This window comes from Pantoea sp. E2023-21, assembly GCF_051302795.1.
Taxonomy (GTDB): domain Bacteria; phylum Pseudomonadota; class Gammaproteobacteria; order Enterobacterales; family Enterobacteriaceae; genus Pantoea; species Pantoea ludwigii_A.
In genome coordinates this window covers 2,497,731-2,523,363 of sequence record NZ_CP195344.1, presented here as the reverse complement: position 1 = coordinate 2,523,363, position 25,633 = coordinate 2,497,731, and the positions used below count along the sequence as shown (strand labels likewise).

Annotated in this window: 24 protein-coding genes; 13 read left to right on the top strand and 11 right to left on the bottom strand. The window is 55.4% G+C overall.

The features are described 5' to 3' along the window. Nucleotide 1: 1 nt before the first annotated feature. From ACRQ84_RS11750 to ACRQ84_RS11725, 6 genes are all read right to left on the bottom strand, one after another. Nucleotides 2-619 (bottom strand): glutathione S-transferase family protein, encoded by a 618-nt coding sequence (locus ACRQ84_RS11750; protein WP_483816147.1) that lies wholly within the window; start codon nt 617-619, stop codon nt 2-4. A 132-nt stretch (nt 620-751) separates the two neighbouring features. Then, a complete protein-coding gene (locus ACRQ84_RS11745) occupies nt 752-1,264 on the bottom strand; it encodes a ferritin-like domain-containing protein (RefSeq protein ID WP_483816146.1) in 513 nt (170 codons plus the stop codon). A 71-nt stretch (nt 1,265-1,335) separates the two neighbouring features. Continuing rightward, entirely contained in the window at nt 1,336-1,518 is a 183-nt protein-coding gene (locus tag ACRQ84_RS11740; RefSeq protein ID WP_007893075.1) for a con-10 family general stress protein, read from the bottom strand. 357 nt (nt 1,519-1,875) lie between these two features. Next, nucleotides 1,876-3,282, bottom strand: a complete 1,407-nt coding sequence (locus tag ACRQ84_RS11735) for an MFS transporter (protein ID WP_483816145.1) — start codon at nt 3,280-3,282, stop codon at nt 1,876-1,878. 159 nt (nt 3,283-3,441) lie between these two features. Continuing rightward, entirely contained in the window at nt 3,442-4,530 is a 1,089-nt protein-coding gene (locus tag ACRQ84_RS11730) for a tartrate dehydrogenase (RefSeq protein ID WP_064738563.1), read from the bottom strand. A gap of 14 nt (nt 4,531-4,544) precedes the next feature. Then, nucleotides 4,545-5,855 carry an MFS transporter gene (locus ACRQ84_RS11725; RefSeq protein ID WP_483816144.1) on the bottom strand — a complete coding sequence of 437 codons (1,311 nt, stop codon included), beginning with the start codon at nt 5,853-5,855 and terminating at the stop codon, nt 4,545-4,547. A gap of 131 nt (nt 5,856-5,986) precedes the next feature. Here ACRQ84_RS11725 and ACRQ84_RS11720 point away from each other — a divergent pair, with 131 nt between their 5' ends. The 12 genes from ACRQ84_RS11720 (at nt 5,987) to ACRQ84_RS11665 (ending at nt 16,375) form a co-directional block, all read left to right on the top strand. Continuing rightward, nucleotides 5,987-6,895 (top strand): LysR family transcriptional regulator, encoded by a 909-nt coding sequence (locus tag ACRQ84_RS11720; RefSeq protein ID WP_483816143.1) that lies wholly within the window; start codon nt 5,987-5,989, stop codon nt 6,893-6,895. Nucleotides 6,896-6,997: 102 nt separating this feature from the next. Beyond that, nucleotides 6,998-7,957: a LysR family transcriptional regulator gene (locus ACRQ84_RS11715; RefSeq protein ID WP_196762317.1), complete on the top strand. Its 960-nt coding sequence runs from the start codon at nt 6,998-7,000 to the stop codon at nt 7,955-7,957. Nucleotides 7,958-8,310: 353 nt separating this feature from the next. After that, entirely contained in the window at nt 8,311-9,765 is a 1,455-nt protein-coding gene (locus ACRQ84_RS11710) for an NAD(P)-binding domain-containing protein (RefSeq protein WP_483816142.1), read from the top strand. After that, complete coding sequence (locus ACRQ84_RS11705) at nt 9,762-10,244, top strand: CMD domain-containing protein (protein WP_483816141.1); 483 nt, start codon at nt 9,762-9,764, stop codon at nt 10,242-10,244. Before ACRQ84_RS11710 ends, ACRQ84_RS11705 begins: the two co-directional genes overlap by 4 nt. Beyond that, the gene (locus ACRQ84_RS11700; RefSeq protein WP_483816140.1) at nt 10,241-10,807 is read left to right on the top strand and encodes a peroxidase-related enzyme; all 567 of its coding nucleotides are present in this window, start codon (nt 10,241-10,243) and stop codon (nt 10,805-10,807) included. The genes ACRQ84_RS11705 and ACRQ84_RS11700 overlap by 4 nt, the downstream gene beginning before the upstream one ends. A gap of 10 nt (nt 10,808-10,817) precedes the next feature. Beyond that, nucleotides 10,818-11,555: an amino acid ABC transporter ATP-binding protein gene (locus ACRQ84_RS11695; RefSeq protein ID WP_064738570.1), complete on the top strand. Its 738-nt coding sequence runs from the start codon at nt 10,818-10,820 to the stop codon at nt 11,553-11,555. Nucleotides 11,556-11,575: 20 nt separating this feature from the next. After that, complete coding sequence (locus ACRQ84_RS11690; RefSeq protein WP_483816139.1) at nt 11,576-12,391, top strand: transporter substrate-binding domain-containing protein; 816 nt, start codon at nt 11,576-11,578, stop codon at nt 12,389-12,391. A gap of 111 nt (nt 12,392-12,502) precedes the next feature. Further along, complete coding sequence (locus ACRQ84_RS11685) at nt 12,503-13,189, top strand: amino acid ABC transporter permease (protein WP_196762321.1); 687 nt, start codon at nt 12,503-12,505, stop codon at nt 13,187-13,189. Between the two features lie 15 nt (nt 13,190-13,204). Beyond that, nucleotides 13,205-13,897: an amino acid ABC transporter permease gene (locus ACRQ84_RS11680; RefSeq protein WP_483816138.1), complete on the top strand. Its 693-nt coding sequence runs from the start codon at nt 13,205-13,207 to the stop codon at nt 13,895-13,897. A 172-nt stretch (nt 13,898-14,069) separates the two neighbouring features. Then, nucleotides 14,070-14,600, top strand: coding sequence for a winged helix-turn-helix transcriptional regulator (locus ACRQ84_RS11675; RefSeq protein WP_483816137.1), 531 nt, complete (start codon nt 14,070-14,072; stop codon nt 14,598-14,600). Nucleotides 14,601-14,642: 42 nt separating this feature from the next. Beyond that, complete coding sequence (gene fabF / locus ACRQ84_RS11670) at nt 14,643-15,908, top strand: beta-ketoacyl-ACP synthase II (protein ID WP_483816136.1); 1,266 nt, start codon at nt 14,643-14,645, stop codon at nt 15,906-15,908. Nucleotides 15,909-15,943: 35 nt separating this feature from the next. Continuing rightward, complete coding sequence (locus tag ACRQ84_RS11665; RefSeq protein WP_483816135.1) at nt 15,944-16,375, top strand: MarR family winged helix-turn-helix transcriptional regulator; 432 nt, start codon at nt 15,944-15,946, stop codon at nt 16,373-16,375. On the opposite strand, the gene ACRQ84_RS11660 is transcribed toward ACRQ84_RS11665, so the two are convergent. The 4 genes from ACRQ84_RS11660 to ACRQ84_RS11645 form a co-directional block, all read right to left on the bottom strand. Beyond that, nucleotides 16,372-16,794: an ester cyclase gene (locus tag ACRQ84_RS11660; protein ID WP_064738577.1), complete on the bottom strand. Its 423-nt coding sequence runs from the start codon at nt 16,792-16,794 to the stop codon at nt 16,372-16,374. The two genes, ACRQ84_RS11665 and ACRQ84_RS11660, sit on opposite strands and share 4 nt — an antisense overlap. 170 nt (nt 16,795-16,964) lie before the next feature. Next, nucleotides 16,965-18,029: a mannonate dehydratase gene (uxuA, locus tag ACRQ84_RS11655; protein WP_483816134.1), complete on the bottom strand. Its 1,065-nt coding sequence runs from the start codon at nt 18,027-18,029 to the stop codon at nt 16,965-16,967. 130 nt (nt 18,030-18,159) lie between these two features. Further along, the gene (locus ACRQ84_RS11650; RefSeq protein ID WP_483816133.1) at nt 18,160-18,864 is read right to left on the bottom strand and encodes a response regulator; all 705 of its coding nucleotides are present in this window, start codon (nt 18,862-18,864) and stop codon (nt 18,160-18,162) included. Further along, a complete protein-coding gene (locus tag ACRQ84_RS11645; RefSeq protein ID WP_483816132.1) occupies nt 18,861-22,112 on the bottom strand; it encodes a transporter substrate-binding domain-containing protein in 3,252 nt (1,083 codons plus the stop codon). The genes ACRQ84_RS11650 and ACRQ84_RS11645 overlap by 4 nt, the downstream gene beginning before the upstream one ends. Before the next feature lie 281 nt (nt 22,113-22,393). Here ACRQ84_RS11645 and ACRQ84_RS11640 point away from each other — a divergent pair, with 281 nt between their 5' ends. Further along, on the top strand, nt 22,394-23,341 hold the full coding sequence (locus tag ACRQ84_RS11640) for a diguanylate cyclase domain-containing protein (protein ID WP_483816131.1): 948 nt from the start codon (nt 22,394-22,396) through the stop codon (nt 23,339-23,341). A 317-nt stretch (nt 23,342-23,658) separates the two neighbouring features. On the opposite strand, the gene treF is transcribed toward ACRQ84_RS11640, so the two are convergent. Next, the gene (gene treF / locus ACRQ84_RS11635) at nt 23,659-25,317 is read right to left on the bottom strand and encodes an alpha,alpha-trehalase TreF (protein ID WP_064738645.1); all 1,659 of its coding nucleotides are present in this window, start codon (nt 25,315-25,317) and stop codon (nt 23,659-23,661) included. Nucleotides 25,318-25,633 lie beyond the last annotated feature (316 nt).

The window sequence follows — 25,633 nt, the reverse complement described above, 5'->3', positions numbered from 1 at the left end:
CTCAACGCTGACTGCGCAGGCCAGCCGCAGTTTGTGGGAAGGGCACAAAGCCCGGCAGCGCTTCAATGCGACGCAGTAGCGCGTTCACTGCCGGATAGCCGGAAAGGTCAACGTTGCCTTCTGGCGCGCCAACGATATAGCTGTACTGTGCGATGTCCGCGATGGTGGGACGATCGCCAACCAGCCATGCGCGGCCTTCGAGATGCTTCTCAATACGCGACAGCACCAGATGCGCGCGGGCTATCACCTCCTCCGGGTGGAAAGGGCGACCAAATACGGTAATCAAACGTGCCGCCGCCGGACCAAAAGCGATATCACCGGCTGCAACGGTCAGCCAGCGTTGCACCGCCGCCGCGCCCAGCGCATCTTCCGGTAGCCATTCGCTGCGACCGGTTTTCTTCGCCAGATAGACCAGAATAGCGTTGGAGTCAGCAATATATTCGCCGTCGTCTTCCAGCACCGGCACCTGGCCGAACGGATTCATGGCGAGGAATGCCGGGGTTTTGTTTTCGCCATTTTTGAGATCGACATCAATGACCTCATGCGGTACATCCAGCAATGACAGGAACAGGCGAGCGCGGTGAGCATGGCCAGAAAGGGGAAAGTGATAGAGTTTCATGTTGGCGGTTCCTTGGGTGATGCTCGGGAGGGGCCCGAGCCTGACCAAAGGTTCGCACAGACAATTTAGCGGCAGAATAGCCGAATTAGCGAAGTCATTGTTGCGAAAAATGGAAGAATCTCGCGGGAGGATCTATTTTTTGGCCTCGACGCCCGGCGTTGAGGAACGTATCAAATATTGCTCCGTCACCGCGGGTAAATACGCTAAGGTCCAATCGGCCATCGCAATTTCCTGATCGCGGATGCGGCTAAACACGTCAGCACTGACGTGGTCGTTAAGATGCTGCGCCGCTGCAATCAGCGAGGTGTAACTGGCGATCTCCAGGTGTTCAAACACGTTGCCACTGATGGCGCCTTTTACCACTTCATCTTCCACCATCACGCCGCCGATTGATTGGCCGAAGGCGGAGATTTTGCCGGCGATATCTTTCAATACCGAGTGTGACTCGGAATAGCGATCAATCACGCTTTGCACCAGCACCTGATGTTCACGTGTTTCCACAATATGTTGCTCGATTCGCAATTTAAGATCGGGATAGTGTTCAAGGCGCGCTGCCATCTTTTCCAGCATCTTTTCGGCCTGTTTTTCCATCGCATGCGCATCCCTTACCCAATCGAGAAAGTGCTCTTTGTTGTCATTGCTCATAATATATTTTTCCTGACATTGAAGAATGTTATTGCGACGAGCGACCTGAAGTTGTAGCCGCCGCAATAACGTCACTCTGGTGATTTATCCACTACGCGCCGGCTTTTTTTTCCGCCTTTTCGTCCGGCTTCAATTGCCCGTTCGGGATTATTACGGAAATTACCGCCGCTCAGTTGGCCGCCTTTTTTTCCCGCTTCACGGGCTCTTTCTGGGTCCATGGCAAAATTGCCTGAACCTCCACGTGGTGTTGTCATAATAAATACCTCAGATAAGTGGGATAACTAATATTTGACTTGCTACTTAAGGCTAGTCGTAAAAGCCTAACGCACAAGGCACTGTAATTAAGAGTTATCTTATCTGTGTTGATATTGCTCAGTTATTTTTCGTAGTTTAATTCCGTTGTTTTTTTATTTTTAATAAATAAAGCTCGATGAATAAAATATTGAGAGGTTGTTGTCCGCTTCGCTTATATTTCCAGCTTGGTACAAAGTGATGAAATCAATCAGCATTAAAGTGGTTTTTTGTTTTTTCGTCGATTTTAATGTGCAAAATTATTATTAGCCCTTAAGCCCTGAGGGCTAATAATGAGATATTTGCTTATAGTGCAGTATTTATTTCACCAGCACCTGCGCACCGGCATTTTTCTCCAGTCGCACCACATCAAACAGCGACAGCAGCACCAACACGGCGACGCCAGCGAAGGCGACATGGATGTCGCTTTGTGCAATCGTCGTATGCTCGTGCCACAGCATGGCGCCACGCAGGAACAACGCGGCCAATGCAATACCTGCACTCATGCTGAACTGGAAGAAAATACTGAACACCACCGAGGCATCGCTCATTTTGGCCTGCGGCACATCGGCGAAGCCCAGGCTGTTGTAGCAACTGAACTGCAGCGAACGTGACAGCCCGCCAATAAACAAAATCGCCGCAATCGCGAAATAGCCGAGTGACGGATTGAGCAGCAGGCAGCTCAGCATCGCCGCCAGACTGATGACGCCGTTAACCAGCAGCACCCGACGAAAACCCCAGCGCTTCATCAGCCAGGTGGTGGCCGGTTTCATCGCCAGATTACCGGCAAACACCCACAGCACCATCGCGCCGGCCTGCGCCGCACTCCAGCCAAAACCCAGCTGGAACAGCAATGGCAGTAAAAACGGCACCGCATTGATTGAGGCGCGGAAGAATGATCCACCCATCACCGCATTGCGGAACGTGGCAATTTTCATCGCACTAAACGGCAGCAGCGGCTGCGGATGGCGGAAGCTATGACGATACGCCAGCCAGCTACACAGCACGCCAAGCAGTAACAGTGGAATGCCGAGCGTGAGATGCATCTGTCCCAGCGCTTCCAGCGCAATAATCAGTGAGGTGCAGGCGGTGGCGGTGAGCACAAAGCCCTGCACATCAAACCGGCGCGGTTGCTCTGTTTTGAACTGCGGTACCAGATAAGCGGTGGCGATGATCGCGAGGATGCCGAGCGGAATATTGAGCCAGAAAATCCACGGCCAGTGGCCATAAGTAACAATCAGACCACCCAGCGGCGGACCGAGCACCGGCGCAATCAGCCCCGGCCAGGTAATGAAGGCGATGGTTTTCACCATGTCCTTTTTCTCGGTGACGCGCAGCACCACCATGCGACCCACTGGCACCATCATCGCACCGCCAATGCCTTGCAGAATACGGCTGAGCGTGAACATCGCCAGCGTGTCGCTCAGGCCACACAGGATGGAAGCGAGGGTAAAAATCAGAATGGCGCTGGCAAACACCGTGCGTGCGCCGAAGCGCTCCGCCAGCCAGCCGCTCATCGGGATAAAAACTGCCACCGCAAGTAAGTAAGCGCTAACACCGATATTCAGCGCCACCGGGCTTGAGGCGAAATCCCGCGCCATTTGTGGAATCGCGGTGGTGATCACCGTGGCATCGAGGTTTTCCATAAAAAAGGTCACGGCGACCAATAACGCTAACAGCAGGGTGTGATGGGAGTTCGGTCTGGCTTCTCTGCCTGAGTCAATCATGCGAGGTCCTGCGAAAACAAGGGTATGCAGAGACTGTTAATGAAAAGCGCTTAGGGTGCAAATCAAAATCACAGCATGCACGAGTCGTAGCGGCGCATTCATTGCGCGATAAATCGCGCCGCTACGAAAGGTGCGATGATTGGCCCCGCACAGGGCAAATCAGATGGCTTCTGCCACGCTGGCTTTGGACGTAATAAACTGCACTACCGCACGCGTCACCTCGGCGGTGTTGGCCGTGCCGCCGACATCCGGGGTCAAAATGCCTTTGGCGCAGACAAACTCGATGCCTTGCATAATCAGCGCCGCCGCGTCGCGCTCGCCGAGATGCTCCAGCATCTGCACCGCGGTCCAGAAGGTGGCGATCGGGTTAGCAATGCCTTTGCCGGTGATATCAAACGCTGAGCCGTGAATCGGTTCGAACATCGACGGGTAGCGACGCTCGGGATCGATATTGGCGGTCGGCGCCACGCCGAGACTGCCCGCCAACGCGCCAGCCAGATCCGACAGAATATCGGCGTGCAGGTTAGTGGCCACGATGGTGTCGAGGCTTTGTGGATGCAGCGTCATGCGGTGCGTCATGGCATCAACCAGCATTTTGTCCCACTGCACGTCCGGGAACTCTAGCGCTACTTCGGCGGCAATCTCATCCCACATCACCATGCCGTGACGCTGGGCGTTGGATTTGGTCACCACGGTGAGCAGTTTACGCGGGCGCGACTGCGCCAGTTTAAAGGCATAACGCATGATGCGCGTCACGCCGACGCGGGTGAAAATCGCTACTTCAGTGCCCACCTCTTCCGGCAAACCGCGGTGTGCTCGCCCACCGTTCCCGGAGTATTCGCCCTCAGAGTTTTCCCGCACGATGACCCAATCAAGATCGCCAGGACCACGATTGCGTAGCGGTGACGTCACACCCGGCAGGATTTTTGTGGGGCGCACGTTGGCGTACTGGTCAAAGCCCTGACAGATCGGCAGACGCAAACCCCACAGCGTGATGTGATCCGGCACGTCTGGCGCACCCACCGCACCGAAATAAATCGCATCGAACTTCTTCAGCGTTTGCAGGCCATCTTCCGGCATCATCACGCCGTGTTGTTTGTAGTAATCCGAACCCCAGTCAAAGGTCTCTACATCGAACTTCAGCTGCGGATCCTGCCGCGTCAGCGCGTGCAAGACTTCCACACCGGCAGAGATCACTTCCGGGCCAATACCATCTGCGGGAATAGCGGCAATCGAATAGTTACGCATGTTGTTTCTCCAGATTAATGAGTATGAGGATGAGGAAGCTCCGCCGTTTGCGGCTTATTGCCGCTGGCAGAGAGCAGCAGAACCACGATGGCGGAGATCGCCAGCAGTCCCGCCACGAAATAGAGGCCCCAGCTGTAGCTGCCGGTTTGCTGGCGAATCACGCCAATCATCATCGGGCCGACAAAACCGCCGAGGTTGCCAATCGAGTTGATGGTGGCGATACCCGCCGCCGCCGCTGGACCGCTGAGGAACAGCGTCGGCATGCTCCACAGCGGCGGTTTGGAGGCGCTGATACCAACGGTCACCAGCGTCAGGGCGATAATCACCGTAAACAGCGTGCTGACGTTGCCGGCATAAATCAGTCCGGCTGCCGCCAGTAAACAGGCACTAATCACGTGCCAGCTGCGCTCTTTGGTGCGATCCGAATGGCGCGCCCACAGGATCATGCCGATCACGCCGATTACCGCCGGGAAGGCGTTGAGGAAACCGATCTCCATTGAGGATGCGCCAAAGCTGCGGATGATCTGCGGCGACCAGATGCCCAGCGTGTACAAGCCCGCTGAGGTGCCGAAATAGACCAGTGCCAGCGCTAACACGCGTTTATCAGCCAGTCCGCGCCATGCGCTGCTGTGGCTCTGATTGGCGGCGCGCGCCTGTTCCTCCGCCCGCATGGTGTTTTCCAGCCAGGCGCGCTCCTCATCGTTCAGCCACTTCGCTTTTGCCGGACGGTCGGTGAGGTAGAACAGCACCACGATACCGAACAGCAGCGCCGGGATGGCTTCCAGCACAAACATCCATTGCCAACCGGCGTAGCCCAGTAGGCCATGCATCTCCAGCAGCGCAGCAGAGATCGGCGAACCCAGTGCTGTTGAAAGCGGTGCGGCAGCCATAAAGATGGCGGTGACCTGTGCGCGTTTCGCCGCCGGGAACCAGTAGCTGAGATAGAGAATGATGCCGGGGAAGAAACCGGCTTCCGCTACGCCGAGCAGGAAGCGCAGCACATAGAAGCTGGTGGTGCCCTGCACGAAGGCCATGCAGCCGGAGACTAATCCCCAGGTGATCATCACGCGGGCGATCCAGATACGTGCGCCGACTTTATGCAGAATTAAATTCGACGGCACTTCAAACAGGAAATAACCAAGGAAGAAAATTCCGGCACCAAAACCAAATACCGTGGGTGAGAAACCTAAATCCTGATTCATGGTTAATGCAGCAAAACCAATATTGACGCGATCGAGAAAGGCGATGAAGTAGAGCAGCATGATGAAGGGCACAATGCGTAACGTCACTTTACGCATCACCCTTTTTTCGAGGTGAGAGTTCATATTAAAGTGCTCCAGATTGTGTAGGGGTAGTATTATTTTTTTGTCTTCGCGTTCAGTATGCAGTTTTGCTTTAGCGGATCATCAGGCGTGGATTATATAAAGTATTTGCATAATCAACGGGCGAGGGAAATGTGGATATAAATCAATTGCGTTGTTTTGTCGCCGTAGGCAAAGAACTCCATTTCGGGCGCGCTGCCCAAAGAATGGAAATGATGCCTGCGTCACTTTCTCGCTTCATCCGTTTACTGGAAGAAGACCTTGGCGTGCGCTTGTTAAATCGCTCGACGCGCAATGTTTCATTAACCGCCGAAGGTGCAATATTTTTTGACGAGGCCAGCAAGTTAATCGATCAATTTGATGCGCTGGCGCAGCGATTTAAAGTGGGATTAAAAGATGAACGTCGTACATTACGCATTGGCGCCATCGATAGCGCCGCGTGCGGATTAGTTCCGGCTTTACTCAACTTATTTGTGCCGCTGCATCCGCACAGTGATATTCATATTATTGAAGACAAAACCATTAATTTAATCCCGAAATTAAAATCGGGCTGGCTGGATATGATTTTTATCCGCGAACCGCAAAGTATCGATGCGTCTTTAGCGGTGCGTTTTATTACCCGTGAAAGCTGCGTGCTGGCGGTGCCAATTCAGCATGCGCTGGCGCAGCGCGAACGGGTGGCGGTGGCTGATTTTCAGCATGAAGCGATGATTATTCCCGATCGCCGCACGCGCCCGCACAGCCACGATCTGACGATGAATTTGTTCAAACTGGCGGGATTTACGCCGCACATCGCGCAGTTCGCCGAAGAGAAACAAACCATTCTGAGTTTAGTGTCGGCCGGTTTGGGATTGGCCGTGGTGCCTGCGTCGTACCGCACGATGAATAGCGACAGCGTGCGCTATATTGCGCTGGATTTACCGGAACAGATTAAAGGTTTGCCGCTGAGCATTGCCTGGCAGAAGGGCAACGAAGATGCGTTTCTGCGCGAGATGCTGCGCTTAATGCATGAGCATGAGGGTCAGCTGACGGCGAAGCTGTAGCGCTGTTTCCATCCAGTGGCTAATTGCCACGACTCTCTCTATGATGAAAACTTTCCCGCGCCAATGTCGGGAATGATCAATGAGTTAGGGGATAAACGCGCGATGACCATTTTAAACGACCTGGATTTGCGGCAGCTGGAAGCCTTCTCGGCGGTGATCTCCGCCGGTAGCGTTACGGCGGCGGCGAAGGCGCTTAATCGCTCGCAGCCGGCGGTGTCGCGTTTGATTCAGGAACTGGAACAATCGCTGGGTTATCCGCTGTTTATCCGCAACGGACCGCGTATTCATCCCTCGGAAGAGGCGCTGCAGTTGCATCAGTACGTGCAGAAGGCGCTGCTCTCATTGCAACAGATCCGCCTGCGTGCGCAGGAGATTGCCCATCAGCAGCATCGTCCACTGAGCATTGCCGCCACGCCCGCGCTGGCGGCGGGGTTATTGCCACAGGCACTGGCCGCGCTTAACTTGCAGAACAAAGTGCAGATCATCAGTGAATCCGCCGTGAATACCGCACATGCGGTGATAACTGCCGAAGCCGATCTCGGTTTATGTAGTTTGCCGCTGGAACATCACGCGGTGGAGCTGCACTGGATTGGACAGTCGCAGTGCGTAGTGGCGCTGCCGGAAAATGATGAGTTGGCCGCGCACACGCAGCTGTCGTTGAGCAGCCTGGCCGGACGCCGTTTGATTGCGCCCTGGAGCCCGCAGCGCCTGCGCGGGCGCTATGAAAAAGCGCTGAAAAAGGTCAAAACGCCGCTGCATGAAACCATCGAAACCAACTCATCCGCTAATATGCTTGGCTGCGTACGCGCCGGACTCGGCGTGGCCATTCTCGAACCCGTTACCGCCTGGGGCATGCCGCTGGCCGGTGTAGCGATCCGCCAGCTTGAGGAGGATATTCCTTACTACTTTGGTGTCATCACGCCGCAGGGGCGCCAAATCTCCGCTGCCGCACAGTCATTGGTCGAGGCAATCGCCCGCGCTGCCGCCGATTTGCTGCCCGGTTTTGAACGCCTATCCGCCAGCGAGCATCCACGCATTATGCGCCTGATTAATCAGGATTAAACCTCTTAGCCAAATCGTATTTTGTAGCGGCGCAATTTATTGCGCGATAAATCGCGCCGCTACGGAAGGTGCGTGATTTAAGTCATCAGCCAGCGTATGAAAAATTTCCTCTTAAAAGCCTTATAACATTTCTGGCATAAGATATAAGAAATCCATTGGTCAAAAGCTGAGCGTGATTCTTGACTCCGAATTAGGGCAAGAGGATTATGCGAAATCTTAGCTCTTACTATGCGGTTTGGTGATTATTACCCTTTAACTATGTGTTATGGGGATAATGAAAATGCAAATTTACCACCGCGCTTGAGTGGTTTTCGCCCGCATTCAGGCTGCCGCTTCTTTCAGGGAAAATGTGTATGACTCATGCCGCCGATGGCCTTGCCGCGCTGGAAGACCAGCTTCAGCAGGATTTGGAATATCTTGAACTGCCCGCGAAATCCTGGGTGCCAGAGCGCACGCAGGATGGCGCACCCGTGCGTGACGTGGTGGTGATCGGTGCGGGCATGTGCGGGCTGGCGGCGGTGGCCAAATTACAGTTCACCGGCATCACTAATGTGGTGGCGTATGATGCCGCACCTGCCGGGTTGGAAGGTCCGTGGGTGACATTTGCGCGCATGGAAACGCTGCGTTCGCCGAAGTCATTGCACGGTCCAGCGCTCGGTATGGCGCAGCTGACGTTCCGCGCGTGGTTCACCGCGCAGTGGGGCAAAGACGCCTGGCAGGCGCTGGATAAAATTCCCAAAGCGCAATGGATGGATTATTTGATTTGGTATCGCAAGGTGTTGAATCTGCCGGTGCGCAATAACGTGCGCGTCACCCATATTGCCTTTACAGGCGATCTGATTGCCCTCGATCTCAGCGGTGCCGAAACCGGCCGCATTTACACCCGTCGTTTGGTGCTGGCCACTGGACGTTCTGGTCTCGGCGGCTTTGCTGTGCCGGACTTCCTGCAGGGTATTGATCGCCAGTTCTGGGCGCACTCCGCCGACGACATTGATTTCTCTGCCCTGCAGGGCAAGCGCATTGCGGTAATTGGCGCGGGCGCATCCTCGATGGATAACGCCGCCACCGCGCTGGAAAACGGCGCGGGCGCGGTAGATCTGCTGATTCGTCGCAAACAGATGCCGCGCATTAATAAAATGACCGGCATTGGCAGTCAGGGCGTGGTACACGGCATGCATCAGGTGCCGGACGCGTGGAAATGGAAGTTTGTCGATTACACCGCCGCCACGCAAACCCCGCCTCCGCGCTCCTCGACACTGCGCGTGTCGCGTCATGCCAATGCGCGCTTCTTCCTCGACTGCGGCATTATCGCGGTAAAACAAGCAGGCGATGGCTTACTGATTGAAACCACCCAAGGCCCGATGCGCTATGACTTCCTGATAGCCGCCACCGGTTTTAGCAACGATTTCCACGGTCGCCCAGAGTTTGCCGCTCTCGCGCCGCATATCCGTAGCTGGCGTGACGGACGCTATCAGCCAGAGATGGGCGCGCCGCGCGCCAATCTGCTGGAAGCGCCGGATCTCGGCCCCGCATTCGAATTCCGTGAATTAACGCCTGGCGCATGTCCGCTGCTTGCGCATATTCACTGCTTCAACGATGCCGCGATGCTAACGCACGGCAAAGTCTCAGGTGACATTCCGGCAGTAAGCGCCGGTGCCGACCGTCTGGTGCGCGGTATTACCGCTTCGCTGTTTGCCGAAGACATTGAGCAGCATTACGCCAACTTACAGGCTTTTGACACCCCTGAATTGCAGGGCGACGAATGGGTGGATTCCACGCCCTTACTCAACCAGGAGAACGCGCAGTGAGTGACGCAATTGATCGCGCAGTGGGCTTAAACGCTGAAGATGCGCTGTATGGAACGCGCCGCCTGCGCCCGGAATTTGTTGATGGCGCGGAACAGTGCCGTCTATCGGTGCTGGCACCTAATGACGATCAGGGCTTAGCGCCGGGCGTGCGTTTTGCGCTGGCGCAGCGCATGGCGATGCTCAATAACGATGCCGAGTTGCAAGCCGATTATCAGGCGCAGCTGGCAACCTTGCAGCCATCAGATCAACTGCTGGCGCTGGCAGCTGGCGCAAGCGAGCTGGCTGAACCGCTGGCAACCCTTGCGCGCCACGCCGACCTCGTTACCCAGCAGCCGATGAACGCCACCGAGCAGCATATTCGCCTGCTGGAGCAGGCAGGATTGAGCAATCCGCAGATTGTGGCGCTCTCTGAACTGATCGCTTTTGTTAACTTCCAGACGCGCGTCGCGGCCGGATTACGTTTGTTGAGGTCTGCATGATTCCGTCGGTTAATCTTAAGCCTCTGTATTGGCACCCTTACATCACGCCGGTTGAGGTGGCAGATGCCACACCTGCGCAGCTCGATGCGATGAAAGTGACGCCATCTAATAAGAAGATCTCGGAATATGTGCGCACGCTGGCACACGATCCCGACAGCTACGTGGCGCGCACCGTGCTGTTCAACGCCATTATGTATGTAGAGGGCGGATTGGATCGCGCGGATCGGGAGCTCGGTGCGTTAGGGGCTTCAATCGTCAACGGCTGCAGATATTGCGCAGTGGTTCACGCGCGCCGCCATGCGCAATTGGCAGAAAGTGATGCGGTGGTGAGTGCGATCTACTTCGATCGCGCTGATGCGCTGGGCGAGCGTGACGCGGCGATCTACCGTTTTGCTCGCCGCCTGTCAGTCACGCCAGCAGAAGCCAGCGCCGAGGATATGGCGGCACTGCGCGCGGTCGGCATGAACGATCAGGAGATTATCGATCTGATCCACGCCATCGCCATTTTTGGCTGGGCTAACCGTCTGATGCATGTGCTTGGCCATGCTGATCTGAATAAATAAGGGCTGCTGCATGTTAGAACTCAACAATATTAAGCTCGCTTACGGCAGCACACCGATCCTGAAAGGCGTCGATTTGTCAGTAAAACGCGGCGATGTGGTGTCGATCATCGGGCCAAGCGGTACCGGTAAAACCACGCTGCTGCGCTGCATCAACTATCTGGCGAAACCGGCGTCGGGCACTATACAGCTCGATCAAATTCGCATGGATTATCAGGCACCAGATAAAGCGGCGATCCAGGCGATCCGCCTGCGTACCGCGATGGTGTTCCAGCAGTTCAACGTGTTCAAAAACATGACGGTGCTGGAAAACGTGATGGATCCGCTGATCGTCATTCAACGTAAAACTAAGCAGCAAGCGCGCGACATCGCCGTGCAGGAGCTGGATCGTGTGGGATTGGGTGCCAAGCTCGATCACTATCCATCCCAGCTTTCGGGTGGTCAGCTGCAGCGTACCGGCATTGCCCGTGCGCTGGCGGTGCGTCCGGACGTCATGCTGTTTGATGAGCCGACCTCATCGCTCGATCCCGAGCTGGTGGGCGAGGTACTGAAAGTGATTAAAGATGTGGCGTCTTCCGGCATTACCTCGCTGCTGGTGACGCACGAGATGCAGTTCGCCAAAAGTATCTCCAACCGCATTGTCTTTATGGATCAGGGTGTGGTGGCCGCGCAGGGCAGCCCGAGTGAGATATTTGATAATCCAACCCTGCCACGCCTTGCACAGTTCCTCAATTCAGAACGCGTATTCTAATAATTAAAGGAATCAACGACATGCCTGCAATCAAAACCACATTTCGTCGCCTGGCCGCGCCTGGCATCATCGCACTGGCGCTCATCAGCGGCAACAGCTTCGCGGACGCGGTGCGCACCATCAAAATCGCGACTGCAGCGGAGTCTAAACCGCTGTCGTGGGGTGCGATTGGCCACGAGCCGCAGGGCTACGAGCCGGACGTGCTGAAAGCCATCAATGCCAAACTGCCGCAGTACAAATTCGTGATGGAAGGTGCGGCGGATATCGCCCAGGAAACCGGTCTGGCGACCGGTAAATATGACATGGCGAGCGGCGGCTATTACAAAGCGGCGACCCGTAGCAAACAGTTCCTGATTCCCGATGCACCTATTGGCGCCAGCCTGATGAAGATTTACAGCCGCAGCGATAGCAATATCAACGGCATGAAAGATCTGGTCGGTAAAAATATCGTGCCGGTCACCGCCGGCGGTGGTGTGTACAAATTCGTCACGCAGTGGCAGCAAGACAACCCGAACGACAAAGTCGATATCAAAGCGTCGAGCGCGGGCGTGCCGTATCCAGATCGTCTGAAAGAAGTACAGCGTGGTAAATATGATGCGCTGATCCTGCCTTCTAACCTCGGTGAGCAAACGGTGATCGACAACCAGAAACTGGCGATCAAAGCCAGCGAGCCGGTGGCCGTCAACAATACTTACGTGCTGATTCACCGTTCTGCCGAGAACCAGGCGCTGAATGATGACATCACCAAAACGCTGAAAGAACTGAAAGCCGACGGCACGCTGGATAAGTTGGCGCAGAAGTGGTTTGGCGAAGATGTCACGAAGTACATGAAGTAATAGATTCACTGTGCTCGATGATGCGTTGGCAAGGGCGGGCTGAAGGCCGCCCCTACGACGCATTCACCGGCTCTTTTTTTGCAGGAGTGTTTCACCGTGAATCTATCTTCGATGATTCCCGAGCTGCTCTCGGCGCTGCCGTTGACGCTTGGCATAATGTTTGTCGCGATGATCGTCGGGTTCTTTCTGGCGCTGATCGCCACCGTATTCCGCGTGCGCCGCATTCCGGTCATCAGCCAGTTTGTCGATCTGTACGTCTCGTATGCGCGCAGCGTGCCGGTGGTGCTGCAGCTGTTTGTCGCTTTTTATGGCTTGCCGCTGGTGGCCGAGCAGTTTGGCTTCAGCGATTTTGTCACTGCTAATATTGCGGCGATGATTGGCCTGAGCCTTTATCACGGCGGTTATTTGTCGGAAGTGATGCGCCCGGCGTTTCTCGCCGTGGAGAGCGGCCAGCACGATGCCGCCGATAGCATGGGCTACAGCTTCCGCCAGAAAATGCTGCGCATAGTCGGACCGCAAGCGGTGCATTATGCGCTGCCTGGCTACGGCAATGCGATTATCTATCTGATTCACAACGTGGCGCTGGTGATGTACATCGGTGCGGCGGATGTGATGGCGACCGCGCATCTGATCATGGAACGCGACTACAACCAGTATCAGTTCGGTACCTATCTGGTGCTGGCGGTGCTCTATTCGCTGCTGTGCGGCGTGGCTTGGTTGATTATCCGTTACTTCGAACAACGTCACGCGAAATACAGCTCGAAAACCGCTGCACGCGTCAAATTCACCAGCGTCTGATAAGGGAGAGAAACCATGTTTGATTTTGAGGTTTTGCTACCGGACTTCTGGAGCATTCTCGATGCCGTGCCGGTAACGTTGCTGATGGCGGTGACGGTGTTTATCTGCTCAACGCTGCTCGGCGGGCTGTTTGCTTTTGTGGAGCATCGTCGCATACCGGTGCTGCGCCAGTTGGTGATCGCTTACAAGATTGCCTTCAAGGGCGTGCCGATGGTGGTGGTGATTTTCCTCGCCTATTACGGTTTGCCGCCGGCGCTGGACTTTGTCGCCACGCTCATTGGCGTGAAAGTGAATGCGCACTCGCTGCCAAACTGGGTGATCATCATTGTCGCCTTGAGCGCCTGCGTAGCGGCGTTTCAGGCGGAAGTGTGGAAGGGCGCGCTTAACTCGTTTGATAGCGGACAATCGGACGCGGCGTTGTCGCTTGGCTACAGCGGCGGCCAGCTGTTCCGTCGGGTGATGTTCCCGCAGATTATCGTGGCGGCGATCCCCGATCTGGCGAACGCCTTTATGGTGATCATGAAAGCGCTGTCGCTGGCGTTTGCCATTGAAGTGGTGGATATTTTTGCGCAGGCACAGTTGACTGCAGCGCTCAATTTCTACTATCTCGAAGCCTTCCTGGTTGCCGTGGTGTTCTACATGGTGATTGCGTATGTCGTCACCAAGATCGCCGACAAGATTGAGGCGGCGTTGCGGGTGCGGACGTAAGCCCCGGTCGCCATGAATGGCGACCCTACAAATCCGTACCGAGTCGTTGTAGGGTGCGCATTCATGCGCACCTTTTTTATCGCCATCATGACTTTCATTCTGCAAGTTACTTGCAAAATGAAAGTCATTCTGCAACAGTATCCGCCACCAGAACAATGTCGGATATCCAACCTTGAAAAACCAACCTCTCTGCAACATGCCTTGTCCCATCGCGCGCAGCCTTGGCCGCATAGGTGATGGCTGGAGCATGTTGATCATGCGCGATGCGCTGGCCGGTTTTACCCGCTTCGATGAATTCCAGAAAAGCAGCGGCGTGGCGCCCAATATTCTTTCACGTCGGCTAAAAGAGTTGGTGGAGGATGGGCTGCTTGAGAAGGTGTGTTACAGCACCAGCCCGGCACGCTTTGAATACCACCTGACGCCCGCCGGGCGCGATTTCCGCAGCGTGATTCTGGCGCTGGCGGAGTGGGGCAGCACACACTTCTCGCCGGAAGGTCGCCAGATGCAGCTGGTGGAAATCGCCACGCAGCGGCCGGTACAAGTGCAACTGGTTGATAGCGACAATGGCCAGCCGCTCGCGTTGGAAAAATATCAGATGGTACCGGGCCCGGCGGCGTCGCCGATGATTCTCTATCGCCACGACTACCTGCAGAAAAAGCACGCCGGAGATCACACGCAAAAGTTTGCGCCGCCGTCGCTGTAAGCAGGGCACCCCGGATACGCACACCTTTGGAAGGAGCGATCAATGAGCACAAAAATTGTTATTACTGGCATGGGATTAGTGTCGCCGCTGGGCTGTGGAACGGAAGCGGCATGGCAGTCGCTGCTGGCGGGAAAGTCGGGTATTAGCGCCTTACCGCCGGAAATGGTGCAGGACATTGCCTGCAAGATCGCCGGACAGGTGCCAACGTTAGGGCAGGATCCGCAGCACGGCTTTAATCCCGACGGCATCATTGCCGCCAAAGATCGCAAAAAGATGGATCGCTTTATCGAATTTGCGTTGGTGGCGGCCCATGAAGCGCTGACGCAGGCCAACTGGTTTCCGCAGGATGTGGGGCCGCAGCAACGTACCGCCACGGTCATCGCCACCGGCATTGGCGGCTTTAACGAAATCGCCAACGCGGTGGAAACCACAGCTGAACGTGGGCCGCGTCGTCTGTCGCCGTTTACTATTCCCTCGTTCCTGGCCAATCTCGCCGCCGGACATGTTTCCATTGCGCACGGTTTTCGCGGGCCAATTGGCGCGCCGGTGACCGCCTGCGCGGCGGGTGCGCAGGCGATTGGTGATGCCGCCCGCTTGATTCGCAGTGGCGAAGCGGATATTGCGCTGTGCGGCGGCACCGAAGCGGCGATCCATCGCGTCAGCCTGGCCGGATTTGCGGCGGCGAAAGCGATGTCGGGCGGCTTTAACGATCGTCCTGAGCAGGCTTCGCGTCCGTTTGATCGTGACCGTGACGGCTTTGTGATGGGCGAAGGCGCGGGTTTGTTGGTGATTGAATCGCTGGAGCATGCTCAGGCGCGCGGCGCGACGCCGCTGGCGGAGTTAGTGGGCTACGGCACCAGCGCCGATGCTTACCATCTCACCGCCGGTCCAGAAAATGGCGAAGGGGCACGACGCGCGATGGAAAGCGCGCTGGCGCAGGCCGGCATTTCGCCTGCTGAGGTGCAGCACATTAATGCGCATGCCACCTCGACGCCGGTGGGCGACAAAGGCGAACTGGCCGCGATCGGTTCGCTGTTTGCCGGCAGCAATGTGGCGATCACTTCCACCAAATCCGCCACCGGACATCTGCTGGGTGCTGCGGGCGGGGTGGAAGCGATCTTCTCGATTCTGGCGTTGCGCGATCAAATTGCACCGCCAACGCTGAATCTGCAGTATCCGGATGAAGCCGCTGCCGGGCTAAATCTGGTGGCATTGCAGCCACAACCGACCGCAATGACCTATGCATTGTCTAACGGATTTGGCTTTGGCGGCGTTAATGCCAGTTTGTTGTTTAAAGCCTGGCGATAGGTTTTCTATAATGGGGGCATTGATAGCGCGCAGGAATGCCCTCTTTGACCACTGAAACTGAAACTCAACAGCTGGCGGAAGCGCTCCGCCAGCTTGTCAGCCACTTCGTACGCAATGTGCGGGTAAGCACCGCGACCGTGCGCACTTCGCAATATGAAACCTTAGATCTGCTCGACAGCCATGACGCGCTCTCCATCGCCGACCTCGCACGGCTGCGCGGCGTGAAGCATCAAAGCATGCGATTAGTGATTAATGAACTGGAGGCGCAGGGTTTGGTGCTGCGGCAGAAAAGCGCGCAGGACGCGCGGGCGCAAGTGATTGTGCTCAGCGATCGGGCCCGCGCTGCGCTGGCCGCGGCGCGCGAACAGCGTGTTGCCTGGATTGCCGCACGCATTGACGCAACGCTTAACCAGCAGGATCGTGACGATCTGCAAGCGGGTCTGGCGGCGCTGCGTAAGCTGCTTTAATCCGCCGCGCTGGCGCTGCGCAGCTGATCGATCACCGCCGCCAGCGTGTTCATGCCCCAATGTTCAGCGTATTTTCCCGCTTCGATGCGCACCATATCGATTACTGCGATCGTCACCGCTAAACCGGTGGGCGCAATGCCCATCAACGATCCGCTGTGCACGCCGCGGATGCTTTTGCGCGTGGTAACCCAATCGCGTTCGGCGATCTGATCCTCAATGTGTACCTGCAAATCAGAGAACGCGGGGCGCAGGATCTGATCGAACGTGTGCCATAAGCTTTCACCATCGCTGGGCGCGCCGGGCGGCGCGGAGCGGTTAATAAAATTCTGCGCGACGAGCTGATCGAAAGCCTGACGATCGCCTTCGGCAATCACCTGCTGATTGAAACGGCGTACCACGGCTTTGTTCTGTTCTGACATGATGAGTCTCCGCTGAATATGTACAGTTTAACTGTACATATTTAACGGCAAGTGAGTCGCGCGGGTTTGATATGTTGTGCGGTGAACTATGCGTGAATCGGTCACCATGAATGGCGACCCAACAATGGCGAGTGTTGTAGGGTGCGCATTCATGCGCACCTGAGGAAAAATCAGCGCTTACCCAGCGCTTCCCACAGTCCCAGCAAATAGGTGGTGCCGAGTGCGCGGTCGTACAAACCATAGCCCGGCCGGCCGGTTTCGCCCCAGATAAAGCGGCCATGATCCGAGCGGATGTAGCCATCGAAGCCGTTGTCATACATCGATTGCAGCACTTTATACATATCCAGCGAGCCGTATTCCGTCGGGTGCGCGCACTCGTAGAAATCTTTGTCCTGAATGATTTTGATGTTACGCACATGGGCAAACGGGATGCGTTTGCGGCGCGAGAACTCGGCCAGAATGGCGTAGACATCATTGTTGGGATCTTCTGCAATCGATCCGGTGCACAACGTAATGCCGTTGGCTTCAGAATCGACCACATTACAGATCCAATCAAGATCGTCGCGGTTTTTCACCACGCGCGGCAGGCCGAAGATCGAATACGGTGGATCGTCGGGATGGATCGCCATCTTCACGCCCACTTCTTCACACACCGGGATCACCGCTTTGAGGAAGTAAGCGAGGTTTTCGCGCAGTTTAGCGTCATCAACATCTTTGTATTGGGCAAACAGATCCTGCACTTTCGCCAGACGTTCCGGTTCCCAGCCCGGCAGGGCGAAACCATTCGAATTGCCGAGAACTTCCTGCACCACTTCGTCGAGGCTTTTATCGATGCCTTTCTTCTCGAACGCCATGGTGAGCGAGCCGTCAGGTAGCACGTAGTTCATGTCGGTCTTCATCCAGTCAAACACCGGCATGAAGTTGTAGCAGATCACCTTCACGCCGACGGCGGCCAGATTGCGGATGCTCTGCTTATAATTTTCGATGTATCGATCGCGGCTCGGCAAACCGATTTTGATGTCGTCGTGGATGTTAACGCTTTCGATCACTTCCACTGTCAGCCCGGCGGCATGCACCTGCTCAACCAGCGCGTTGATCTTGTCAACCGGCCAGGTTTCACCCACCGGCACGTCATAGAGTGCGCCAACCACACCGCGTACGCCCGGCACCTGGCGAATATATTCCAGAGAAACTTTATCTTCTTTTGGACCAAACCAACGCATTGTCAGCTGCATAATGTCATCCACCGTTATCGTGTCTGTGATAACTGATAAACTACCATTCTAGTAAACATCATGACAGCGCGGCTCGGCGATTAAGCTTTGATCCGCGTCACAGAACACAATTTATCCACTGCGATGACGCTTAATGATGCTGCACCAACACGCTGAAATGCTCTTTGTACTTAAACAGCTCCAAATCAGAACGCAGGCCCAGCTTGCGCAGCGCGGTCTGTTTCTGTCCGCTGATGGTTTTGCGGCTGCGCGCATATTTGCCGGCAATCTGTGTGATGCTCAATCCGTCCAGATAGCAGCGAATCACTTCGATTTCGCGCGGACTGAGCTCGCGCATCAGCAGCGTAATCTCATCGCCCATTTGTCGTGGCATCAGGTAGTCATGCATTTCACGGTCGCTTTCCTGGAATTTATCCATCTCCAACAGCATATCCGCGGTGAGAAAACGCTTATTGCGACAAACCTGATGCAGCGCGGCAATTAACACTTCCTGGTCTTCGCTTTTGCCGACAAAGCCATGCACGCCCGCTTTAAGCAGGAGTTGCACTATCGCCGGTTTCTCCACCGCAGAAGAGACCAGAATTTTCATCTCGGGATAACGAACGCGCAGCTGTTTCACCATCTGCAAACCGTCGAGTTCCTCCTCACCGAGCATGTAGTCAAGCACCAGTACATCGACCGATTGGCGTTGTAAAAAAGCCATCAGCTGCTGACGCTGCGAAAAGGCACCGGCGAGATCCAGCGCGTCTTCCTGCGCCAGTCGATATTGAATCGCTTTACCGATCAAAGGATGATCGTCTAATACGGCAACCTGCCAGATTGCAGATTCTTTCATGGTTTCACCTCATTATGGGGATTATTGTCCAGTGCATGCTGGAACAGCGCTTCCAGCTCGACGACGGCCGCGACGACCGCAGGCATCAGTTGCTGCAGGAGGGCACGCTGCTGTTGTTCGGCTGCCTGCTCGGCGGCGAGACAGCACTGTTGTAGGGCGTCGGCGCGCAGCAGTTTGGCGCTGCCGAGCAGTTGGTGTGCGGCGTGGCGCGCGCTGGCGAAATCGTCGCTATCAACCGCCAATTGCAGCTGGGCGAGATCGCGCGCGTTCTGTTGCTGCGCGGTGGTCACCAGATCGCGCCAGGCTTGCGGATCGTTGGCCGCCAGATTTTCCAGCGTTAGCAGCGTTTCATTACGCGTGCCGCCGCTGGCGCTGCCGGTCACCACCTGCAACAGCTGCGCGCGCTCCAGCGGTTTGAACAGGCAGCCGTCCATACCGGCCTGCGTAGCGAGCTGTGCTACGCGCTCCTCTGCCATCGCCGTGAGGCCATAAATCGGTACGCGACGGCGATTAAGCAATTTCTCTTCAATCCGCAGCTGGCGAGTGAGTTCGAAGCCATCCATAGCCGGCATATTGCAATCCGTGATGACGCGGTCGACCTCGTGTTCACGCCACAGAGACAATGCCGCTTCACCGCCATCCGCCACCAGCACATGGTGGCCAGCGTAACGCAGCTGCTGCGCTAACAGCTGTCGATTGGTGGCGTTGTCATCCACAATCAACATTCTTAATGACACCTGCGCGATCTCCTCCAGCGGTTGTCGCTCAGGCTGGATATCGCTGAGCGTGGCGGCGGGCGCGCTAAAACGCAGCATAAATACGCTGCCGACATCGGGTTCGCTCTCGACGTGCAGCTCGGTTCCCAGCATCACCGCCAGGCGGCGACAAATATTGAGGCCCAGCCCGGTGCCGCTGACGCGGTTGGTGCTTTGTTCAACCTGTATAAAGGGTTCAAAGATCGCCTGTTGCTGCCCAGGCGTTAAGCCAATGCCGCTGTCACACACCTCCAGCACATACTCGGCTTTGCTGCTGTCGGCCTGATACAGCGCCACTTCCACTTCGCCCTGCGCGGTGAACTTAATGGCATTGCTCACCAGGTTTGCCAGGATCTGCTTCAGCGCCACCGGATCAAACAGCACGCTGTCCTGTTCGATATCCAGCATCACCGTGAGCGCCAGGCCTTTGTTATGCGCTACCTGACGGAACAGCGCTTCGGTGTCGTACACCACATCGCTGAGCGACATCGGCATATGGCGAATGCTGAAGTGACCGGATTCGATTTTCGCCAGATCAAGAATATCGCCCACCAGCGACAGCAGCGAACGCGACGATTCCCACGCCAGATCGATATTCTTCTGCCGCTGCGCCGCATCGCTTTGGCCTAAATGCTCAATTTCCAGCAGGCCAATCAGCGCCGCCAGCGGGGTGCGAATTTCATGGCTCATGTGCGACAGGAAGGTGCTTTTCGCCTCGCTGGATCGCAGCGCTGCACGTTTGGCCTTGCGCACATCCTCCAGCAGGGTTTCGATATAGTGCAGCTGGTTGCTGATCTCTTTTTCATGCTGGCGCTGTTTGGCCAGTGAGGATTTCAGCAGATGGTTGCGCCACAGGAAAAACAGCAGGCAAATGGCCGCACCCGCCACGATGCGCAAGCCGTAACTGCGGAAGCTTTGCCATGAGGTGCTGGTAGCGGGTGGCGTATATTTTATCCAGCGCTCCATCAGCGACTGCATAGTCGGTTGCGGAATATCGGACAGCGCTTTGTTCAGGATGGCGATCAAGTGCACATCGGCGGCATTGGCTGCCATTGCCATGCGAAACATCGGCAAAGGGGCAACAAACGCCACTTTGAAGCGATCGTTAAAGTGATTATTCAGCAAATACTGCGCGGATTCGTACGGCACGATAAAACCGTCCACTTGCTCATCCTGCAACTGCCCGAGTGCATCAATCGAGACCACTTTTTCCATAAAATGGGCTTTTGGCCAGCGCTGACGCAGGTCAAAACGGTAATACGAACGTTCGTAAATGCCGATACGTTTGCCGGCCATCTCATCAAAACTGCGCCAGGAACTCTCTTTGCGCGTCATCACCACCCAAGGCGAATAGATATAGGTGCGGGTAAAACGGATGTGTTCACTTTGCGGCGACGCGCCATCGCTCACCACGATCAGGGCATCACGTTGATTCACCAGCGCATCGCGCATGTTGCTCAACCCCTGAATGGGGTTGTAGTGAAAGCGGATGCCGGTGCGCTGCGAAATCAGCTTAAGCAGATCGACGCTCAGTCCGGTGATGCGCTGTTTGCCATCCAAAAAGGTAAAGGGCAGATGCGTGGGATCATAATTCAGGGTGATATCGCGATGCTGTTCCAGCCAGCGGGCTTCTTCATCGCTGAGATCGAGCGGATGGTTCTTCACCACCGATTGATAATCAAGGCCCCATGCTTCGGCGATTTGCACGGCATTACGCAGCGGAATATTGCGGAGTATTTCATTGATGGTCTCGATCAGCGCTTCGTTGTCGGCGCGCGCGGCAAAACGCGCATCTACATCATTTACGTACGGCGTGCTGTGGCCTTCAATAACATTCTGTAATCCGCGCTGCGATAAATAACGCTGGGTGGCGGTATTACTCCAGAACACGGTGTTTTCACTCAGCGCGGTATCGGTATAAGCCCAGAGTGGCGGCGAGGCGGGGGCTAAAGTTGCGTCGGGATAACGCTTTTCTAACAATGACTTAAGTTCATCATCGCCGTAATACATCAGTCGAAAGCGGCTATCTTTCAGCTCGCGATCAAATTTTGCCTGGCGACGGCTAATTAACACACTTTGTGCCAGCGAATAAGGGATACTCAGTGCCAGCTTGCTCTCGTGATTGGCCGCCTGTGGATAGTAGGGAATTATATCGACCTGCTTATTATTTAACGCCTCAACCAGTTCCAGGCGGGTAGCATAACGTTTGATTTCCACTGGCAGATTCAGCGTTTTCGCGACGATATCGAGGTAATCGGCAGAGAGACCTTCGAACGTATCTTTTTCAAATTCAACCGAGTAGGGCGGTAACGAGTGGCTCCACACGCCGACGCGTAACACGGCATGACGCGCCAGCCAGCGCTGGCTTTCCGGCTTGAGGGTGACGCCCGGAGAAACCAGGCCATAACGCGGCGTGAAGGTTAATGTGGTGGCGCTGCAGGCGGAAAAGCACCAGCCCATTAGCAAGATCATGCCTAAAATGCGTTTACCCATAAACCCGTTCTCACTCCTCAATACCTGTATCCGATGCCCCTTCACAGCGGCACGAAGCGCAGCAGTTATTAAACGGAATTAAGAATTTTCTTAGATTGCCGCGTGAGGTTTACTAAAAGTGGGAACTTAATTAAGTTTAGTCAGCTGTTTTTTCTGGAAACTTTCGACGTAACTTCTGAAGTCGCTGCAATTTACCGCGTCTAATCGGCTTTTCATTTGTTTTATTTACAGCAACGTCCAGGCAGGCAAAATAGCGCTTATTTCCTCTCCATCAGCTAACCATGTCAGAAGAAGCGCTGCGTCAGCAGATCCAGAACCTGAAAAAGCACAATGCGCGATTAAAGCGTATAGCGCATGACGCGCGAAATAAGCTGAGTGCCGCGCTGGATGGAACCGGGCTGTGTTTGTGGCAGCTGGATATTCCCAGCGGCAAGCTGGTGATTTTTAACCGCCGCTGGGGCTCAATGCTGGGTTTCCAGCCAAAAGAGACCAAAGCGCAGTTCGACGTGTGGCGTGAACGCCTGCATCCCGATGATGCGGACGAAGTGCTGAAGGCGTTTTATGATCATATTGAGGGGCGAGCGCCTTATTACGAAGCGCTGCACCGTATGCTCGGCAAGAACGACAAGATTACGTGGGTGCTGGATCGCGGACGCGTCACCGAATGGGATGCCGCAGGGAATCCGATCAAGGTGACCGGCACGCATATCGATATGACCAAAGAGAAGCAGTATGAAGCACAGCTCTCTTCTCTGGCACATCACGATCCGCTCACTGGCCTCACCAACCGCCATGCACTGCAGACGCAGTTCAGCAAAATGAAAGCGCTGGGGCCGCTGTGTGTGGCGTTTATCGATCTCGATAACTTTAAGCACGTTAACGATACGCTGGGCCACCGCAGCGGTGATGAAGTGTTGATTCAGCTCAGTCAGCGCATTACCGACGCCGTGCCGCCCAATGTGGTGATTGGCCGTTTGGGTGGCGATGAGTTTGTACTGCTGATGCCGTTCCTGATCGACTATCCAAAAGTGCGGATTATGATGCAGGCGGTGCTGGATGCGGCGCTGACGCCATTTGATATTGATAATGGCCACGCGCAGATTGGTGCATCGATTGGTATCGCCCAAGTGCAGGATCGCGACAGCTTTGATGAGGCGCTGACGCGAGCTGATGAAGCGATGTATCAGATTAAGAAGAACGGTAAACAAGGTTTTGGTCTGGCGGGTTGATTCATGGTTACCGTCAGGTCGCCCTTCAGGCATCACCGGGCAGACACTGATAGCTGCCCCTAAACCGCCGCTACGCGGTGCCTTCACTCGCTCACGATTCCTGACGGACCGGCGGCGATTCGCTCCTGCTCAGCGCCGCCTCTCACCGCATCCCTGCGGTTCGAATTGCCGAGTGCACACATTGTAGCGGCGCAATTCATTGCGCGATAAATTGTGCCGCTACGGAAGGTGCGGCGATGTGATACGGCGCTTAACTGACGAGCATTACGCCACCAATGGCGACCCTGCGGTGCGCTTTAATGCGCACCGCTGCTCAATCAATCTGCCAGCAAATGCCCGTACATCGTCATTAACCGACGGGTGACACCGTTGGTCCAGCCAAAGCCGTCCTGCAACGGATATTCACCCCCGCCGCCCGGACGGGCGCGATCGCCGCTGATATCGTACTTCTCCACCAGCTTATGGTGCAGTGAATAGAAATTGTTTACCGTATTCAGCCAGTTGACGGCAATTTCTGTCGCCAGCGTCTCTTCACCATAGTGATTCAAACCCACGACCGCCATCCACTGCAGCGGAGCCCAGGCATTGGGTTTATCCCACTGCTCGCCGCTCTCCACCATTGACGTTAACAGGCCACCCTGCGTCAGTAACAGATGACGCAGCGCAACGGCCTGCAAGTGCGCCTGCTCTGGTGATGCGAGGCCGAGGAACAGCGGCACCACCGCAGCGGCAGTGAATGCGCCAAAGCGCTCGCGGCGCCAGTCGTAATCACGGTACACCCCGGCGGTGTTGTCCCACAGATAGCGATGAATCGCCTGCTTACGCGCATCGGCTTTTTTCTGCCACGCCAGCGCCGTCAGCTCTTCGCCTTTGGCGTGAGATAGCGTCGAAATCATCAGTTCCAGTTTGTAGAGGAACGCGTTGAGATCGATCGGAATAAATTGCGTGGTGCGGATACTCGCCAGACGCTGCGGATCGCGCAGCCAGCGTGATGAGTAATCCCAGCCCGATGCGGCACCGGCACGCAGATCACGATAAACCTCGTTCGCCGGACGACCCGATTTCTTCGCGGTCTCAATATCTTCCAGCCACGACTCATCGCGCGGCGTATCGCGATCGTCCCAGTAACGGTTCAGCAGCGAACCATCTGGCATGCGCACCACGTGGCGATAAGCCTGATGCGGCATCAGCTCGCCCGCGCCGTCCATCCAGAACTGATACTCTTTCATCAACTGATCGAGGTAGCGTTTCGCGCCGCGAATGCCATCCTCTTCAAACAGTTCAACCATCAGCGCAAACACCGGTGGCTGCGAACGGCTGAGATAGTAAGTACGGTTGCCGTTCGGCACGTGACCGTAATTATCAATCAGCCAGGCGAAGTTATCCGCCATGTGGCGCAGCAGATCGTCGCGTCCCGCATCGGCGAGGCCGAGCATGCTAAAGTAGGAGTCCCAATAATAGGTTTCTCCGAATCGGCCACCAGGCACCACGTAGGGTTTTGGCAATGGCAGCAGCGATGAGTGCGCTAAATGTTGCTGCGGCATTTTAGTTAATACCGGCCACAGATCATCAATGTGTTCGGTTAAGGTTTTATCCGGATTGGATACATAAAAACTCTCATTCACCTGCGGTGAATAAAAATGTTCATGCACGAATTTTTCCAGATCGAAATCCGCGGCGCGTTTGCGACGACGAAAGCGGATTAAAATATCCAGCGGATCGAATTTTGGTGCGCAGTCCGGGAACGTTTTGCTGTCGGCAAATATGTGCGATGTCTGCACCTGCTCAAACAGTTCCATGTAGCGATCGGCAGGCGTCAGCGCATCCGGCGCGGGCAAACCCTCGATCAGCTCGGGTTCAGGCTCCGAATCCTGCATACCTTCGCGAACGAACTCGTGAGGATTATATTGATACTCCAGTTCAGCATCAGCGCGTCGATCCTCGAAAGCGTTATATTGCTGTTGGTTAGTATTAATAGCAGCCTCCTGGTAAATTCTTGAATGCGTAAAGAACAAATTATAGAGCTCTGAACGGGCGAAACAACAATGCGATTTATCTATGAACGTAATAAATCATGTCGATGGATCGCGGGTTTTTATGATTTTTCAGCGATTACAACGGGCTATATTTCAGGAAATGAAAGCGGCTTTTAGGATGGATGTTTAAATAACCGCACAGATTTATCTGTATTTAAGAAAATCGCTAAAATTTGTGCAAAAAAGGGCGAGATGGCTTGATCAATTTATGGCAAACGCAGCGGTGATTAACAAGGTTGGCATCAATGCCAACCCT

Bases quoted from the DNA above. Each gene is read 5' to 3' on its own strand.
- fabF (WP_483816136.1), top strand. From the start codon at position 14,643: ATGAGCACAAAAATTGTTATTACTGGCATGGGATTAGTGTCGCCGCTG.
- ACRQ84_RS11730 (WP_064738563.1), bottom strand. From the start codon at position 4,530: ATGCGTAACTATTCGATTGCCGCTATTCCCGCAGATGGTATTGGCCCG.
- ACRQ84_RS11650 (WP_483816133.1), bottom strand. From the start codon at position 18,864: ATGAAAGAATCTGCAATCTGGCAGGTTGCCGTATTAGACGATCATCCT.
- ACRQ84_RS11640 (WP_483816131.1), top strand. From the start codon at position 22,394: ATGTCAGAAGAAGCGCTGCGTCAGCAGATCCAGAACCTGAAAAAGCAC.
- ACRQ84_RS11725 (WP_483816144.1), bottom strand. From the start codon at position 5,855: ATGAACTCTCACCTCGAAAAAAGGGTGATGCGTAAAGTGACGTTACGC.
- ACRQ84_RS11710 (WP_483816142.1), top strand. From the start codon at position 8,311: ATGACTCATGCCGCCGATGGCCTTGCCGCGCTGGAAGACCAGCTTCAG.
- ACRQ84_RS11735 (WP_483816145.1), bottom strand. From the start codon at position 3,282: ATGATTGACTCAGGCAGAGAAGCCAGACCGAACTCCCATCACACCCTG.
- ACRQ84_RS11690 (WP_483816139.1), top strand. From the start codon at position 11,576: ATGCCTGCAATCAAAACCACATTTCGTCGCCTGGCCGCGCCTGGCATC.
- ACRQ84_RS11745 (WP_483816146.1), bottom strand. From the start codon at position 1,264: ATGAGCAATGACAACAAAGAGCACTTTCTCGATTGGGTAAGGGATGCG.
- ACRQ84_RS11695 (WP_064738570.1), top strand. From the start codon at position 10,818: ATGTTAGAACTCAACAATATTAAGCTCGCTTACGGCAGCACACCGATC.
- ACRQ84_RS11700 (WP_483816140.1), top strand. From the start codon at position 10,241: ATGATTCCGTCGGTTAATCTTAAGCCTCTGTATTGGCACCCTTACATC.
- ACRQ84_RS11685 (WP_196762321.1), top strand. From the start codon at position 12,503: ATGATTCCCGAGCTGCTCTCGGCGCTGCCGTTGACGCTTGGCATAATG.
- ACRQ84_RS11750 (WP_483816147.1), bottom strand. From the start codon at position 619: ATGAAACTCTATCACTTTCCCCTTTCTGGCCATGCTCACCGCGCTCGC.
- ACRQ84_RS11740 (WP_007893075.1), bottom strand. From the start codon at position 1,518: ATGACAACACCACGTGGAGGTTCAGGCAATTTTGCCATGGACCCAGAA.
- ACRQ84_RS11665 (WP_483816135.1), top strand. From the start codon at position 15,944: ATGCCCTCTTTGACCACTGAAACTGAAACTCAACAGCTGGCGGAAGCG.
- ACRQ84_RS11645 (WP_483816132.1), bottom strand. From the start codon at position 22,112: ATGGGTAAACGCATTTTAGGCATGATCTTGCTAATGGGCTGGTGCTTT.
- uxuA (WP_483816134.1), bottom strand. From the start codon at position 18,029: ATGCAGCTGACAATGCGTTGGTTTGGTCCAAAAGAAGATAAAGTTTCT.
- ACRQ84_RS11715 (WP_196762317.1), top strand. From the start codon at position 6,998: ATGACCATTTTAAACGACCTGGATTTGCGGCAGCTGGAAGCCTTCTCG.
- ACRQ84_RS11680 (WP_483816138.1), top strand. From the start codon at position 13,205: ATGTTTGATTTTGAGGTTTTGCTACCGGACTTCTGGAGCATTCTCGAT.
- ACRQ84_RS11660 (WP_064738577.1), bottom strand. From the start codon at position 16,794: ATGTCAGAACAGAACAAAGCCGTGGTACGCCGTTTCAATCAGCAGGTG.